The 14,534-nt window shown below is 62.9% G+C and carries 15 protein-coding genes; 4 read left to right on the forward strand and 11 right to left on the reverse strand.

Annotated elements, in window-relative coordinates:
* Nucleotides 1-29 precede the first annotated feature (29 nt).
* Genes pdxA through lptF form a run of 5 tightly spaced genes read right to left on the reverse strand, consistent with a single transcriptional unit; the run spans nucleotide 30 to nucleotide 6,624 of the window.
* The gene (gene pdxA, locus K3724_RS07930) at nucleotides 30-1,001 is read right to left on the reverse strand and encodes a 4-hydroxythreonine-4-phosphate dehydrogenase PdxA (RefSeq protein WP_259991624.1); all 972 of its coding nucleotides are present in this window, start codon (nucleotides 999-1,001) and stop codon (nucleotides 30-32) included.
* The gene (locus K3724_RS07935) at nucleotides 998-2,257 is read right to left on the reverse strand and encodes a peptidylprolyl isomerase (RefSeq protein WP_259991626.1); all 1,260 of its coding nucleotides are present in this window, start codon (nucleotides 2,255-2,257) and stop codon (nucleotides 998-1,000) included. The genes pdxA and K3724_RS07935 overlap by 4 nt, the downstream gene beginning before the upstream one ends.
* Nucleotides 2,242-4,422 (reverse strand): LPS-assembly protein LptD, encoded by a 2,181-nt coding sequence (locus K3724_RS07940; protein ID WP_259991628.1) that lies wholly within the window; start codon nucleotides 4,420-4,422, stop codon nucleotides 2,242-2,244. The genes K3724_RS07935 and K3724_RS07940 overlap by 16 nt, the downstream gene beginning before the upstream one ends.
* Entirely contained in the window at nucleotides 4,406-5,509 is a 1,104-nt protein-coding gene (gene lptG, locus K3724_RS07945; protein WP_259991630.1) for an LPS export ABC transporter permease LptG, read from the reverse strand. Before lptG ends, K3724_RS07940 begins: the two co-directional genes overlap by 17 nt.
* Complete coding sequence (gene lptF / locus K3724_RS07950) at nucleotides 5,506-6,624, reverse strand: LPS export ABC transporter permease LptF (RefSeq protein ID WP_259992592.1); 1,119 nt, start codon at nucleotides 6,622-6,624, stop codon at nucleotides 5,506-5,508. Before lptF ends, lptG begins: the two co-directional genes overlap by 4 nt.
* A 196-nt stretch (nucleotides 6,625-6,820) precedes the next feature.
* Here lptF and K3724_RS07955 point away from each other — a divergent pair, with 196 nt between their 5' ends.
* The 3 genes from K3724_RS07955 to K3724_RS07965 all read left to right on the forward strand — a co-directional run bounded on the left by K3724_RS07955 (nucleotide 6,821) and on the right by K3724_RS07965 (nucleotide 9,472).
* Nucleotides 6,821-8,296, forward strand: a complete 1,476-nt coding sequence (locus K3724_RS07955) for a leucyl aminopeptidase (RefSeq protein WP_259991632.1) — start codon at nucleotides 6,821-6,823, stop codon at nucleotides 8,294-8,296.
* A 6-nt stretch (nucleotides 8,297-8,302) separates the two neighbouring features.
* The gene (locus K3724_RS07960; protein WP_259991634.1) at nucleotides 8,303-8,761 is read left to right on the forward strand and encodes a DNA polymerase III subunit chi; all 459 of its coding nucleotides are present in this window, start codon (nucleotides 8,303-8,305) and stop codon (nucleotides 8,759-8,761) included.
* A 159-nt stretch (nucleotides 8,762-8,920) separates the two neighbouring features.
* Nucleotides 8,921-9,472, forward strand: coding sequence for a CHAP domain-containing protein (locus K3724_RS07965; protein WP_259991636.1), 552 nt, complete (start codon nucleotides 8,921-8,923; stop codon nucleotides 9,470-9,472).
* A gap of 106 nt (nucleotides 9,473-9,578) precedes the next feature.
* Here the strand turns inward: K3724_RS07965 and K3724_RS07970 are convergent, their stop codons facing one another.
* Genes K3724_RS07970 through K3724_RS07980 form a run of 3 tightly spaced genes read right to left on the reverse strand, consistent with a single transcriptional unit; the run spans nucleotide 9,579 to nucleotide 12,681 of the window.
* Nucleotides 9,579-10,160, reverse strand: a complete 582-nt coding sequence (locus tag K3724_RS07970; RefSeq protein ID WP_129371171.1) for a TIGR02281 family clan AA aspartic protease — start codon at nucleotides 10,158-10,160, stop codon at nucleotides 9,579-9,581.
* A gap of 44 nt (nucleotides 10,161-10,204) precedes the next feature.
* Complete coding sequence (locus tag K3724_RS07975; protein ID WP_259991639.1) at nucleotides 10,205-10,825, reverse strand: MarC family protein; 621 nt, start codon at nucleotides 10,823-10,825, stop codon at nucleotides 10,205-10,207.
* On the reverse strand, nucleotides 10,822-12,681 hold the full coding sequence (locus K3724_RS07980) for an ABC-F family ATP-binding cassette domain-containing protein (protein WP_259991641.1): 1,860 nt from the start codon (nucleotides 12,679-12,681) through the stop codon (nucleotides 10,822-10,824). Before K3724_RS07980 ends, K3724_RS07975 begins: the two co-directional genes overlap by 4 nt.
* A 271-nt stretch (nucleotides 12,682-12,952) precedes the next feature.
* Between K3724_RS07980 and ndk the strand changes: the two genes are divergently transcribed.
* On the forward strand, nucleotides 12,953-13,375 hold the full coding sequence (ndk, locus tag K3724_RS07985; RefSeq protein ID WP_027258644.1) for a nucleoside-diphosphate kinase: 423 nt from the start codon (nucleotides 12,953-12,955) through the stop codon (nucleotides 13,373-13,375).
* 53 nt (nucleotides 13,376-13,428) lie between these two features.
* Here the strand turns inward: ndk and K3724_RS07990 are convergent, their stop codons facing one another.
* The 3 genes from K3724_RS07990 to K3724_RS08000 form a co-directional block, all read right to left on the reverse strand.
* On the reverse strand, nucleotides 13,429-13,884 hold the full coding sequence (locus K3724_RS07990) for a DUF4112 domain-containing protein (protein WP_259991644.1): 456 nt from the start codon (nucleotides 13,882-13,884) through the stop codon (nucleotides 13,429-13,431).
* 52 nt (nucleotides 13,885-13,936) lie between these two features.
* The gene (locus K3724_RS07995; RefSeq protein ID WP_129371167.1) at nucleotides 13,937-14,107 is read right to left on the reverse strand and encodes a YqaE/Pmp3 family membrane protein; all 171 of its coding nucleotides are present in this window, start codon (nucleotides 14,105-14,107) and stop codon (nucleotides 13,937-13,939) included.
* A 69-nt stretch (nucleotides 14,108-14,176) separates the two neighbouring features.
* Nucleotides 14,177-14,506, reverse strand: coding sequence for a TfoX/Sxy family protein (locus tag K3724_RS08000; protein WP_259991646.1), 330 nt, complete (start codon nucleotides 14,504-14,506; stop codon nucleotides 14,177-14,179).
* Nucleotides 14,507-14,534: the final 28 nt, after the last annotated feature.

Below are 14,534 nucleotides of genomic sequence, written 5' to 3' on the forward strand. Positions count from 1 at the left end.
GGCGGGGATATTTGCCGTCCGGGGAAGAATCAAGGGCTGGCAGCCATCCGCTGCGCCAGCTTCAGGGCTTCGATCAGGCTGGTTGGGTTGGCTTGGCCGGTGCCTGCGATGTCAAACGCGGTGCCGTGATCGGGAGAGGTGCGGATGAAGGGCAGGCCCAAGGTTACATTGACGCCGCGGTCAAAATCCAGCGTCTTGATCGGGATCAGCGCCTGGTCGTGATACATGCAGACCGCTGCGTCATAGCGGGTGCGGGCGGCGGCATGAAACAGTGTGTCCGCAGGGTGCGGACCGGTGACATTCAGGCCTTCCGACTGCATCTGCCGGATCAGGGCGTTGATCCAATCCAGTTCCTCATGGCCCATGGCGCCGCCTTCGCCCGCATGCGGGTTGAGCCCGGCGACAGCAATGCAGGGCGCTGCGATGCCGAACTGACCGCTAAGGCCGGCTGCGGTGATCTCGATGGTTTCGCGCAGCAGTTCCGGGGTCAGGGCCTTGGGGACGTCGGACAGGGCGATATGGATGGTGGCGGGCACAACCCGCAGCTGCTCGCTGGCCAGCATCATTACCACCCGCTCCCGGCCGGCGAGGGACGCCAGGAATTCAGTATGGCCGGGGTAGGCAAAGCCGGCGCCATCAATCAGCGCCTTTTTGTGGATCGGGGCGGTGCAGACAGCGGGGGCTTTGCCAGTCTGGACCAATTGGACTGCGGTCTCAATGGACCGGATGACGCCAGCGGCGTTGGCCGGGTCGGCAGTGCCCTTGACTGCGCTGCCGCCGAAGGCGAGAGGCAGTACCGGGAAGCTGTCTGCGCAGGAAGCCGCGGCTTCGGCGGGGGCGGAGATTTCCTTGATGGGGGTGCCAGCAGGCAGGTGGCGCGGGTCGCCGATCCAGAAAAACGGGCAGGAGCTGCGCAGTGCGTCCCAAGCCTTGACGGCAATTTCCGGGCCGATTCCTGCGGGTTCGCCGCAGCTGAGGGCAATCGGCCCGGGCTGGCTCATTTGATGTCAATCCGGGCGTCGGCACGCAGCTGTTCAAGGTAGCTGCCGGCCAGCGAAGCCATCCGCTGTGCCGTCAGCGCATTGGCCACGGTCTCGCGTGAGCTGTCCTCGCCCAGGTCGGCAGTGCGGCCGCAGAGCATCAGCACCATCAGTGTCTGGCCGTTATTGCGGGTCAGCGTGGTGGAGGTTTCATTTGGGTCCAGCTTGGCCAGTTCCAGCGCGATGTCGCGGGGGATCTCTGACGGCGGCAGGCTTTGCACGTCCAGCACCGAGGGGTCCTGACCCTGGGCCAGCCCATAGAAATCGTCGCAGGTGTCGACGCTGTCCACCACCTTCTGCGCCGCGGCAAGCCCTTCGGGCGTGCGTCCGCCGGGCACATGATAGGCGGCATATTCGATTGCGGTGTAGCGCGGTGCAGCGCCCTCAACCTCGCGCACGCCGCGCATCTGGAACAGGGCCACAGCACTTTGCAGCGGCAGCGGTTCGGAAATCTCGCCGGGTTTCAGCGCCAGCGCAACTTCTTGCAGTTGCGGCGGCAGCTGGGTCAGCGGCATCCAGGGCAGGCGTCCGCCCTCGTTGCGGCTGGCGGCAGCAGAATACTGGGCAGCGGCAGCTGAGAAACTGTCGTAGCCTTTCAGCCGGGCGACCTGTTCGATCAGCTCTTCGACCTGTGCTGCGTTCTGTTCGTTGATCGGGACGATGAATTCGCTGAGCAGAACCTGGACGCTGCCAGTGCCGGCCGAGCCCATGGCGCGGTCAATCTCCTCCGGAGTGGGGCGGGCGCGCGACAGGAAGCGGGCGCGGGTGTATTCCCGCCAGCCCAGCCCGACCTTGGTGAAATCGCGCAGGGTTTGCGGCTCCACGCCATTTTGCTGCAGTGCGGTCAGGAAGTCGTTCAGCGACAGGTTGGCGCGTGCGGCCAGTTCTTCCATGCCGGCGGTGATATCTTCTTCGGCCAGTTCGATCCCGGCCTGCTCCAGCTCAGCGAGTTTGAGCCGGTCGTTGATCAGCTCTTCGCGGGCGGTGGCCAGAGGATCGCCGGGCACCCGCAGCGCCGACTGGAAGCGGGCGCGCTGTTCCAGCTCATAGCGGGTGATGACCTCGTCATTCACGGTGATGGCCGGGGCGAACAGGTTTTGTGCCCCCGCCGGCAGGCCGGTCCAGGAAAGCCCTGCAGCCAGCGCCAGCGCTGTTGCTGATTTTAGAACACGGGAAAAGAAAGGAGCCGGGAACCGGAAATTCACGTCTTGCTGCATGACCGCCTGTACTGTTTGCTGCCGCTCTTTACGGAAAATCCGCTGAGCGAGATGGTAAAGCCGAAATCGGTTGTCGGCTCAACACTTGTTGTTGAGGTATAGCGGCGGTTGACTGAAAGGTCGACCGTCACGCATTCGTTGCTGTAGGCCACGCCAAGACCTGCGCGGGTGGCACGGGCGCCGGAAATATCATAGCGCAGCCGGGCGCCGGCGGACCAGCTGGGGTTGATGTCATAGCTGCCATCGACCCACAGCTCCGAGCTTTCCTCGGTCCGGTCTTCATCCGGGTCGGTGCCGAGCCACAGATAGGTGCCGGACAGGCTGGAGCGGTCCGTGCGCCAATCGCCGCGCAGTTCTGCCTTGGAGAAGTTCAGTGAACCGTTCAGCAAGCCGCGGGTGGAGAGGGCCAGCCCGTCGCCGAATTTGATCTGGCCCGCCAGCAGGAAATCCGAGGAGGTGCCGCTGAGGCCGGAGCTTTTGGTGAACCGGTCATCGCCGTCGCTGCGCAGCACCTGGCCGACGGTGGCATAGGCCTGCCAGCCGGTGGGTGCATAACGCGCCCAGTTGGCGCCGTAGACAAGGGTCAGGCCGTCCTCGCGGGCGTCGGTGGAGGGAAACCGCGACAACGACAACAGATTGCCTTGGTCAAATTCGACAAAGCGGCTTTCTTCGGTGACCACGCTGCCGCCGCCCTCGTCGCGCCAGCCCAGCTGCAGGATCGGCTCCAGGTACTGGGTGGCGCCGCCTGCCTCGCGGCGGCTCATCGGCAGGCGCAGGGTCAGCGCGGTGCGCGGGGTCAGGCGGGTGACCTCCTCATTGAAAAAACTGTCGTCATAAGCACGGAAGGCATCTGCTGCGGCGCCGAGCTCCCATTCCGCCAGGATGCCATAGCCCAGGCGCCAGCTGCGGCGCCAGTCGATGTCGGCAGTGAGCCGCGCAAGATCACGACCGTTGCTGTCAGTGGCGGTGCCGTCGATGCTGGAGCTGCGGCGGTGGCCATGGCCCTGCAGGGTCAGCCGCAGCTCGCCGCCGGTGAGGGCGGGATGGTGGCGGGTCTGATAGAAGGCTTCGGCGATTCCGGACGGAATGTTTGCCTGTTCTTCGCTGGTCCGCAGGGTTTTGTAATGAGTCAGGGACGCGCGGAACAGGCTGTCGCGTTTGGCCCGGGACAGCACCGCCTCGGAACGCAGACGGTCCAGTTCCGGCAAGCCGTAGTCCTCGAGATAGGCGTCGTCCGAGACCGCTTTGACGTCAAAGGTGAAGCGGAAATCCCGCGGCAGATCGAACTGGCCTTCGCCAAAGATGTAGCCGCGGTCTTCACCGGAAAACAGGTCGTCGCGGGTGTAGGCGCCGTTGAATTCGATCCTGCCGCGGCGGAAGGCCTGGCGGTAGCGGACGTCCAGCGTCTGGGTGCTGGACGAGATATAGGGCGCCAGAGTCAGGTCGCGGTGCGGGCCGAGTGTGAAGAAATAGGGCGCCTTGACCCCGGTGCCCAGGTTCGACGTGGAGCGTATCGAGGGCACCAGAAATCCGCTGGCCCGCTCCAGTGAAGGATCAGGCAGGCGAATCGCCGGAAAATAGAACACTGGCACGTCGAGCACCCGCAGCTGGGCGCTTTCGAAATAGAGCTGGCGTGCCTGCTGGTCGTGGGTCACCCGCTCCGCCCGGATCTGCCAGAGCGGCGGGCGTCCATCCTCGCAGACGTGGCAGGAGGTGACGGCGGTCTTGTAAAGCTGTGTGTAGCGGCCGCTGACCCGGGTCATTTGCAGCGAGGCCAGCTGCAACTGCTGCTGGAACACCATGCGGGCGCCTGTCAGCAACCCGTTGCGCAGGTCTCTGTCTAGCTCGGCAGCAGTGGCCAGTATGGTGATGTCGCCTTGCTGGTCGATGCGGATCGGGCCTTCGATCTGCAGGGTGCCGGTGGTCTGGTCAAACGTGATCTTTTGCGCGCGCAGCCGGATATCGCCCTGAAACGCCTCGACATTGCCTTCGGCCACCAGGGTGCGGTCAGGGGTGATGAAGACCTGATCTGCAACCAGCATCGCGGGCTGCGCCGGATCAGGCAGCGCCGCGGTCTGCGCCTGCGGCGCCGGGGCTGTCAGGGCGAGCCAGGGCAGCACAGCCGAAAGAAGCAGTGCGCGGCGCAATTTACCCGTCTTCGGCATGGAGAAGCAGTCCCAAAGTCAAAAGTATCGCGGCGGCGGGCGGCGCCCAGGCGGCCAGGGCCACCGGGATTTGCCCGTTCTCGCCAAGGATTTGCGCGAAATTGCGGATGAAATAAAGCCCGAATCCCAAAAGGACCGCCATCAGCACCGCCAGCCCGGTGCCGCCAAAGCGCGCGTGCCGCATGGTGAAGGAGGCGCCGACCAGAACCATGGCGATCAGAAACAGCGGGCGGGCCAATTCTGCCTGATAGCGGACCTCGTAGCGTTTGGTGGTAAAACCCGCGGCAGACAATTCGCGGATGGTCGAGGGCAGATCGTAGATCGAGATGCCGCTGGCGGTGCCCAGGGTATCGCGGATCCGGTCGGTGGTCAGTGTTGTAGGCAGCTGCAGCTCGTCATGCCGGGCGGCGTTGGAATCGGGGTTGATGCCGGCTGCCAGCGGCCAGGATTTGGCGTTGGACAGGATCCAGTTGCTGCCGTCCAGCCGGGCGCTGTCGGCAATGATGCGGCGCACCAGGCCGCCGGCACTGGTGTAGGCGTGGATCGAGACGTCAAGCAACGTGATATCCGCAGCGTCGCCGCTGTAGCCCTTGGCGTGGATGACCGACTGGCCCCTGGCACCGCCCTGGCGCAGCCACAGGCCTTCGCCGGACAGCGACAGCGCCGACGGCCCGCCATTATGATAGGTCTCGGACAGATCCTGATAGCGGTTGGCTGTGGCTGACGCGATCGGGTTCAGCATGGTGACCGCCAAGGCGCCGATTGCCGCCGCCACCAGCACCGGTGCCGCCAGTGCCCGGATGCCGGAGCGGCCGATAGCGCGGGTCACCACCAGTTCGCTGCTGCGGGCAAGGCCGACAAACAGCACGATGGTCGACAGGATCATGATCAGCGGCAGAAACTCGCTGAGGGCGGCCGGAACGTTCAGCAGGGTCAGGCCAACCAGTTGCGCCAGGCTGAGGTCGATCGCCTCGAAACGGCGGACCTGTTCGTTCAGATCGATCAGCACCACCAGCGTCATCAGCACCGCAACAATCACCAGGAACCACTGCAGAAAGCGCCGGGCATAGTAAAGATCAAGCTTCATGCGGGCGCCTCCGCCCGGGTCCGTTTGGGCCGGACTGATAAAATCAGGAAGATCAGCGCCACCAAAAGCCCCAGCAAGGTCGGCAGGTAAATCAGCGGCCACAGGCTGGGGTTTTGCAGAACCGGCTCCGAAACAACCCCGCGCAAACCCTCGACAAAGATCAGCACAACAAAGGCCAGGAAAGCCTGCCGCCACACGCCGAACCGCGAGAACGTTCCCAGCATCAGCGCGGAAAACCCGATCAGGGCGACGGCCACACAGACCAGGGCGCGGGCAAAGCGCAGGTGCAGCTCTTCGGCCTGGGCGCCTGCGGAGTAGCCATCGCTGCGGGTGATGGCCTGGGTGCTGGTCATCAGCTCCAAGCTTGGGATCGCACGGATGTTGCGCGCCGGGTTTTCCGTTTTCCGGGCCAGTGCGCTGATATCATATGAGAAATCCGAGAAGAACGTGGTCGAAAGCCGTTGCGTCTGATTGTCCAGCCGCTGCGCCATGCCTTCCACCATGATCAGATGCGCGCTGCCTCCGTCGCGCACCAGAAACGCACGGGCACCGGTATAAGTCACCGTCGTCGCCGGGTCGCGGCGGTCAGACAGGAAAACGTCGTTCAAGGTGCCGTCCGGGTCGATCTGGCGGATATAGAATGTAACACCGTCTGCCGGGTGCAGGAAATCGCCCTCGCTCAGCAGTTTAGCGGTGATGTTGCGGGAGACTTCGCTTTCACGCACCTCCAGCTGGCTGATCGAGGCGGGCAGCAGGTAGTGGGTCAGTGCCGACATCATCAGAGCCGTGATGACACCGAATGCGAGGGCCGGCCGCGCCATCTGCCAGGGGCTGGTGCCGGTGGCGCGCAGCACTGTCAGCTCGCTTTCGCTGTTCAGCCGGTTGGTGACCCAGACCGAAGCGCCAAAGGCGGCAATCGGCAGCACCATGCGGATGAGGTTCGGCAGGGTGAGCGCGGTGAATTCAAGAAACACCAAGGCCGACTGCCCATTGCCGATCAGCCGGTCAAACAGCACAACTGCCCGGTTGACCCAGAACACGGCCACCAGAATCAGCGCAAAGAAGCCGAAGAAGAGCAGATATTGTGACAGCACGTATCTGTCGTAGCGTGACACCCGATCCCCCCAGACCATTGTGATTTTGCGCGACATTAGTGGATTTGCCGGGCGGGGAAAACTGCATTCTCGCAAGGCGCCTCATTCGGCGGCAGATCGCGGCCGCCGCGGGCGCAAAGGCAGGTCTGGCCAAGCGCCCCTGCGCAGGATACCTCTTATGCCAAGAACCATATGAAACCAGCAGGAGCGCGCGAGAATGAGCAGCCTAACCCCGATCCGTTTTGCCGAATACGACCCCAAGGCACTGTCGGAAATGACTGGCCGCGTGGCGGTGATGGTTACGCCCGAGGGCAGCTTGGATCAGGCCGCGCGCACCGCCAACCGGCTGAGCAAGGGCGCAATTGCCCGGCTGGTCGAATCGGACGGCTTCAAGAAGGCCAAGGCGGGTGATGTGGTGTCGCTCGGCTGGCCCGCAGGCATGCAGGCCGAGGCATTGGATGTGCTGGTTCTGCCGCGCAAGCTGACTCCGGCAGAGGCGCGCCAGGCGGGCGCAAAACTGGCCAAGGCGGCAGCGGGCAAGCGGCTGACGGTGATGGCCGGCAGCATGAACAAGGCTGCTGACCTGACCCTTGGGCTGGCGCTGCGCGACTATGGCTTTGATGACCATAAGACCCCCGCCGAAGACAAGCCCGAAGGCGAGGTGGTGATCGCTTCCAAGATGCCGTCCGATCTGGAGGCCGCCTGCGCGCCGTTGCTGGCAGTGGCCGAGGGCGTTCACATGACCCGGGATTTGGTCAATGAGCCAGCCAATGTGCTGACCACCACGGAATTCGCCCGCCGCATCGAAGAGATGAAAGAGATCGGGCTTGAGGTTGAGGTCCTGGAAGAGGCGGACCTGGAAAAGCTTGGCATGCGCACGCTGCTGTGTGTTGGCCAAGGTTCTGACAGCCCGTCCAAAGTGGCGGTGATGCGGTGGAAAGGCGGCGCCAAGGACGCAGCCCCGCTGGCGCTGGTCGGCAAGGGCGTGGTGTTCGATACCGGCGGAATCTCCTTGAAGCCTGCGGGCGGCATGGAAGACATGACCATGGACATGGGCGGCGCCGGTGTTGTGGCCGGCACGATGAAGGCCCTGGCGCTGCGCAAAGCCAAGGCCAATGTGGTCGGGCTGGTCGGCCTTGTGGAAAACATGCCCTCGGGCAATGCCACCCGTCCTGGCGATGTGGTGAAATCGATGAAAGGCGACACGGTTGAGATCATCAACACCGACGCCGAGGGCCGTCTGGTTCTGTGTGATGTGCTTTGGTACGCGCAGGAGCGGTTCAAACCTGCAGGTATTATCGACCTGGCGACCTTGACCGGCGCAATCATTATCGGCCTCGGGCATGAGAATGCCGGTGTGTTTTCCAACGATGACGATCTGTGCAATGCCTTCCTGAAGGCCGCGCGCTCCGAGGACGAAGGCGCTTGGCGAATGCCCCTGGGCAAGGCCTATGACGATCAGTTGAAATCGCGGATTGCCGATATGAAAAACGTCGGCGGGCGCCCGGCGGGTTCCATCACCGCGGCGCAGTTCCTGGCAAGGTTCATCAAGGACGGTATGCCCTGGATCCATCTGGACATTGCCGGCGTTGCCTCGGTCAAGGCGGAAACGGACTATGCGCCCAAAGGCGCCACCGGCTGGGGCGTGATGGCACTGAACCGTTTGGTCGCGGATAAGTTCGAGGCGGAATAAACACTTATGGGCGCTGTCTATTTCTATCATCTGACGCGCAGGCCGCTGGAGGAGACCTTGCCGGTCCTTGTGGACAAGGCGCGCGGGGCGGGCTGGCGCATTGCGGTGCGCGGGCGCGACCCCGAGCGCATGGCCTGGCTGGATGACCGTCTGTGGCTGGGACCTGAGGAAAGCTTCCTGCCCCATGGCCTGGCGGGCGGCCCCCATGATGCGCTGCAGCCGGTTCTGCTGACCGCAGGACCGGAGGCCGCCAATACCCCGGACTGTGTGATGGCGGTGGATGGCGCCGCGGTCAGCGCGAAAGAGGTTCAGACGCTGAGCCGCGTCTGTATTCTGTTCGATGGCACCGATCCGCAAGCCGTGCAGCACGCCCGCAGCCAGTGGAAATCCCTGACAGATGCCGGCTGTTCCGCCCAATACTGGTCCGAAGAGGGCGGGCGTTGGGAGAAGAAGGCCGAGAAATAGGCCGGGAAACCGGCCTGTCAGCCCGCGGTATCGGCGGGATTTTGCCAATTTTGTTCAGATTTGTTTCAGCTTGGCAGGAAATGCTCGCGCAAAAGGCGCTGCCGCAGTAATCCTCCCGGTCAAAAGATCAGAACAAAAGACCAGGACACTGGGGGACAGATGAAAATATCACATGCGTTCCGTCGGGCGCGGCTGCTGCCGTTTGTTGGGGCGGGGCTGCTGTTCCTTGCCAATTGCGGTGATATTCAAGGCGGATCGGTGGCCCGGGCCGAGGCCGAGGCCGCGCGTCTGGAGTACGCGGTTCAGGAAGTCCAGTCTTTGCAATCCAGAGGGAGCCGTGTCTGGTGCGTGCCCTTTGCCCGCAATGCCAGCGGGATTGAGATTTTCGGCAATGCCAAAACCTGGTGGGCACAGGCCAAAGGACAGTTCAGCCGCGGCCAGCAGCCGCAAACAGGCGCGGTGATGGCGTTCCGGGCGACCCGCTCCAATCCGCTGGGGCATGTGGCAGTGGTCTCCAAGGTGGAGGATTCGCGCCGGATCCGGATCAATCACGCCAACTGGCGCCGCAACAAGGTGTCGCTGGGCATGGCAGTGATTGACGTGTCTGCGGCAAATGACTGGTCCGCCGTTCGCTTGGAAAGCAATCCGGGGGCCTACGGGCGGGTCTATCCGATCAACGGCTTCATTCTGCCGGTTCCGGACAAAGGGTGATCGCAGGGCAGCGGCGCTGCCCCTCTTGCCCAAAGGAAGAAAAGTGCCTTGGCTTCTTTCTGGTCCTAAATACCCCTGCCGGAGGCCTGCGCCGCCAGGCGCATGATCAGCGGGTCAGCACCAATGCGCCATTGCGGATTTCGATGCTGGACCAGCGCTGCAGGTAACCCATTCCCAAGAGGGATTGCTCCAGCTCGCCCTGGTTCACCCACACGCGCACGTCCGTGTCGGTGATGCCGCCCAGCGACATTTCTTCGATCCAGACCGAGGCCGTGCGCACCTCGCCATTGGCGGTGCGGGCGCGGCCGAGATACGCAAGGCTGCCGGTATCGATGCCTGCGCGCTCTGCATCGCGTGCGTTCAGCACAACTTCGCTGGCGCCGGTGTCGACCAGGAACGGGACGGCAGCGCCGTTCACCTCAAGGGTCAGATAGTAATGCCCGTCCGGCGCGCGCGGCACTTCGACCCGTCCGGCCTCCACCGCGACGCTTTGCTGCGGGCGCACGGTTTGGCGGATATCCTCCCACAGCCCGTAAGAGGCGATCACACCAAGGAAGATAAAGCCCCAAACCGCAAACATCTGCAGTGTCTTGCCGATGGATTGGCGGTTTTGCACAAACACCCAGGAACCCACTGCAACCAGCAGAACAACCAGATAGATAACCCGCCCGATCTCAAACTCGCCCATCTGCGCACCTCCTGAATATAATGTAGGCGGGCCGGGGCGTTATGCTAGCCTGCAAATCCAAATGCGCGCAGCCCGTCGAGCACGAACTGCACGGAAAGCGCCGCCAGCAGCATGCCCAGAAGGCGGGTCACAACGGTGATGCCGGTCTTGCCCAGCAAGCGTTCGAACAGGCCGGAGAACAGACACATCACCAACAGGATCGCCAGTACCGCAACCACCACGCCCATCACCATGGCAAAGCCGGCGATGCCGGGCTGCTGCCCCGCCAGCAGGATGACAGTGGCGATGGAACCGGGGCCTGCAATCAGCGGGATCGCCAGCGGGAAGATGGACGGATCGTCAAAATCATCCTCTTCGCTGCGGTCTTCGCGCCGCTTGTTGCGGCGTTCAAACAGCATATCAAGCGCAGTGAGGAACAACAGCACGCCCCCGGCAATGCGGAAGGCAGCCATGGAAATGCCTGCAAAGCCAAGCACCGCCTCGCCAAGTGCCGCAAACAGCGCAAGCAGAATTGCTGCGGTGATGGTCGAACGCAGGGCAATCGCACGCCGTTGCGCGGGTGTCATGCCCTGTGTCAGCGCCAGAAAAATCGGTGTCAGGCCGATGGGATCAACGATGACAAACAGCGTGACAAATGAGGTGATCAGAAAGGCCGTGTCGATCATTGCGCCTCTGCTTTTTCCAGTTTCTCCACCGCTTTCAGCCACAGCTCCTCGGCGCGGTCCTGGGCTTCCATCACTTCGGCATATTTGCGCTGCCAGACAATGGCTTCGTCCTTGCGTCCGTCATCATATAGGGCAGGGTCCGCCAGTTTTTTGGCCAGCTTGTCGCGCATTTCGCTGACCTTCTCCAGGCGCGCCTCACCTTTGCGGACCTCGGCGCGCAGGGCCTGAATGGCGTCACGGCTGGGGCGCTTGGGTTTTTCGGCCTTGGCCTTGGCCTTGGATTTGCCTGCGGGTTTGTCGCGCGTCAGCAGCAGATCGCGGTAGGCCGGCAGGTCGCCCTCAAACGGTTTCACCGTGCCGCCGGACACCAGCCACAGCCGGTCCGCGACCAGGCTAAGGAGGTGCATGTCGTGGCTGACCAGAATGACCGCGCCGGAATAGGCGGTCAGCGCTTCGACCAGCGCCTCGCGGCTTTCAATATCCAGGTGGTTGGTCGGCTCATCGAGGATCAGCAGATGCGGAGCGGGCAGGGTGGCCAGCAGCAGCGACAGGCGCGCCTTTTGCCCGCCAGAGAGACGGCCGACCTCGGTATCAGCCTGATCCGACCCTAGGCCGAACCCGGCCAGCCGGGCGCGCAGGCGGGCCTGGCCTTCGTTCGGGCGTTCGCGCTGCAAATGCTGCAGCGGGGTTTCGTCAATGTGCAGCTCATCCACCTGATGCTGGGCAAAGAAGCCAATCCGCAGCTTGCCGGACTGGGTCATCTTGCCGGCCATCACATCCAGACGGCCCGACAGCATTTTGGACAGGGTGGATTTACCCTCGCCGTTCTTGCCCAAAAGCGCGATGCGGTCGTCCTGATCGATGCGCAGATCCAGCCGGCTGAGGATCGCAGTGCCGTCGTATCCGACCGAGGCGCCCTCGGTTGCGATGATCGGCGGCGACAGTTCTTCTGGTTCGGGGAAGGTGAAAACGGTGCGTGCGGCGTCTTCGGGCGCGCGGATGGTCTCCATCTTCTCCAGCATCTTGACCCGGCTTTGCGCCTGTTTGGCCTTGCTGGCCTTGGCCTTGAACCGGTCCACAAAGGCCTGCAGATGGGCGCGGCGGGCGTCCTGTTTCTTGGCCTGGGCGGCCTGATTGGCCCGGTTGGCCGCGCGCTGGCGGGCAAACTGGTCATAGTTGCCGGAGTAATAGGTCAGCCCAAGCTCTTCGAGATGCAGAATGCCGTTCACCGAGCGGTTCAGCAGCTCACGGTCGTGGCTGATGATGATCACCGTGTGCGGATATTTCACCAGATAGGCTTCGAGCCACAGCGCGCCTTCAAGATCCAGATAGTTGGTTGGTTCGTCCAGCAGCAAAAGGTCGGGCTGTGAAAACAGCACCGCAGCCAGGGCCACCCGCATCCGCCAGCCACCCGAATAGTCGGAGCAAGGGCGTTGCTGGGCGGCAAAATCAAACCCGAGACCTTTGAGGATGGCAGCGGCGCGTGCCTCGGCCGACCATGCGTCGATATCAGAAAGCCGGGTTTGAATTTCGGCAATCCGTCCGGGATCCTGCGCGGTCTCGGACTCGGCCATCAATTCGGCGCGTTCAGTGTCCGCAGCAAGCACCGTATCGATCAGCGACACGTTTGAAGATGGCGCTTCCTGGGCAATGCCGCCGATCCGCGCTTTGCTGGGCAGGGAAATGGCGCCGGATTCCAGCGACAGCTCATTGCGGATCAGCCGGAACAGCGTGGTTTTGCCGGTGCCGTTGCGGCCGACCAATCCAACCTTGTGGCCAGTGGGGATCGTGGCGCTGGCGCCATCGAACAAAAGACGGCCTTCGACCGCATAGGATATATCGCTGATACGTAACATGGGCCTTGCACTGGGGTACTGTCTGGCCCTTGTCAATGGGGCAGGCCATGTGCGGGTGCCGGACGTAGCTGGCTGTGGCCGGCTTATTGCAGATGCGCGGCAAGACCGGCATAGGTTCAGGAGGCACAGCCAACGGGCTGCTCGTCGCCTTCGCTGCTGCGTCAAAGCTGCGCAATCCCCTCTTTATCCTGTCACAGAGCCATGCTATCGGGGCGGCAATTCGTAACGGGCCGGGCATGATGTCCGGCTTTTCAGCACAGGAGTCTGCCCCATGGCACTGGAACGCACTTTCTCGATCATCAAGCCCGACGCAACCCGCCGCAACCTGACCGGCGCAATCAACGCCAAATTCGAAGAAGCCGGCCTGCGCGTTGTGGCGCAAAAGCGTATTCACCTGACCCAGGCGCAGGCAGGCGAGTTCTACAAAGTGCACGCTGAGCGTCCCTTCTACGGTGAGCTGTGCGAATTCATGGCGTCCGCTCCGATCGTTGCGCAGGTTCTGGAAGGCGAAAACGCGATTGCCAAAAACCGCGAAGTGATGGGCGCCACCAACCCGGCAGACGCCGCGGCTGGCACCATCCGCGCCGAATTTGCTGAATCGGTTGGCGAAAACTCCGTTCATGGTTCCGACGCACCGGAAACCGCGGCTGTTGAGATCGCTTACTTCTTCTCCGGCCTCGAGCTGGTCGGCTAAACCGCAGGCTTAGCGATGACTGAAGGCCGCGCCGGGCGACTGGCGCGGTTTTTTTATGAGTTGGAGAAAGCGGTTCTAAGCCCGCTGTGCTGCCGGTTGCGCGGTCTGCGGGGCCGTTTCCGCATGGCGATGCGGCTGAAGGCTGCCAAGTCCTTCGGCGCGATCAGGTTGGAAAAGCCGCGCCGCGCAAGACGTTTTGCCAAAGGCTCATTCGGCGCGGCTGATAGTTCCAGGTGGCGGCGAAGCAGGGCGACGTTGCGGGTGTTGGCCTTCCAGCCAATGTCAAAAAGATCACCGGCCAGCGGGATCGAACCAACAAGCGCATCAATGCCTATATTGACGGCCATGCGCGCCAGCGTTCCCTTTGAAGCACCCATGCGATGGCCCGAGAGCAGGATATAGCCCGCAGGCAGCAGCGCCACCGCGTCGCCCACGCCCGGGATGAGACCCAGAATGCTGTCCCAGCCGATCCGCGTTCCGATCAAGGGAATGCGGAATGCGCGGTCCATGCAGTGTGCCAGGCGCCGCAATGAATGCAGGCGGTGTTCGTGATGCGCGGTGTCAGGCATGTTCAGGCGTCTTTGCGATAATCCAGACAGCGTGCACGATGCCCGGAATATAGCCGAGGATCGTCAGCAGGATATTCAGCCAGAAATGCTTGCCCAGGCCGACCTGCAGAAATACGCCAAGCGGCGGCAGGATGACTGCAAAAATAATCCGGATCAGGTCCATCAAGGATCTCCTTTGGTTAGTGTCCCGTTGACGACCCAACCCCCGGATACCCCATTTGGTTCCATCCAGCTATTTGCGCGCGACAACGCCGATCATGTCCAAGGTTGCCTCGAAAGCTGCTTGATGGGTATCAAAGCTGTTGGCCTTGATCTCGTCAAAGCGCTGGCGAAGCTCTTCTTTTTCCTTGCCTTTGCAATCATTCCAAGGCCGCCCCTGCAGTGCCATCACCAGCACGTAATAGCCGATGAAATGCGGCCGGGTACCGGTTTGCAGAAGTTTGGCATAGGCCGCATCAGCGCCAATGGCGCGCAGGTCCTCGGCCGAAGAAATACCGGCCCGTTGGCAGGCGTCCTCATACGCGGGGCCAAGGTTTCGGATGGAAGAAATCGGTGTGTTCATGTTTTGTTTCTAGCGGCTCTTTGCGCCG

This window comes from Leisingera sp. M658 (assembly GCF_025144145.1).
In the GTDB taxonomy this organism is placed as follows: Bacteria; Pseudomonadota; Alphaproteobacteria; order Rhodobacterales; family Rhodobacteraceae; genus Leisingera.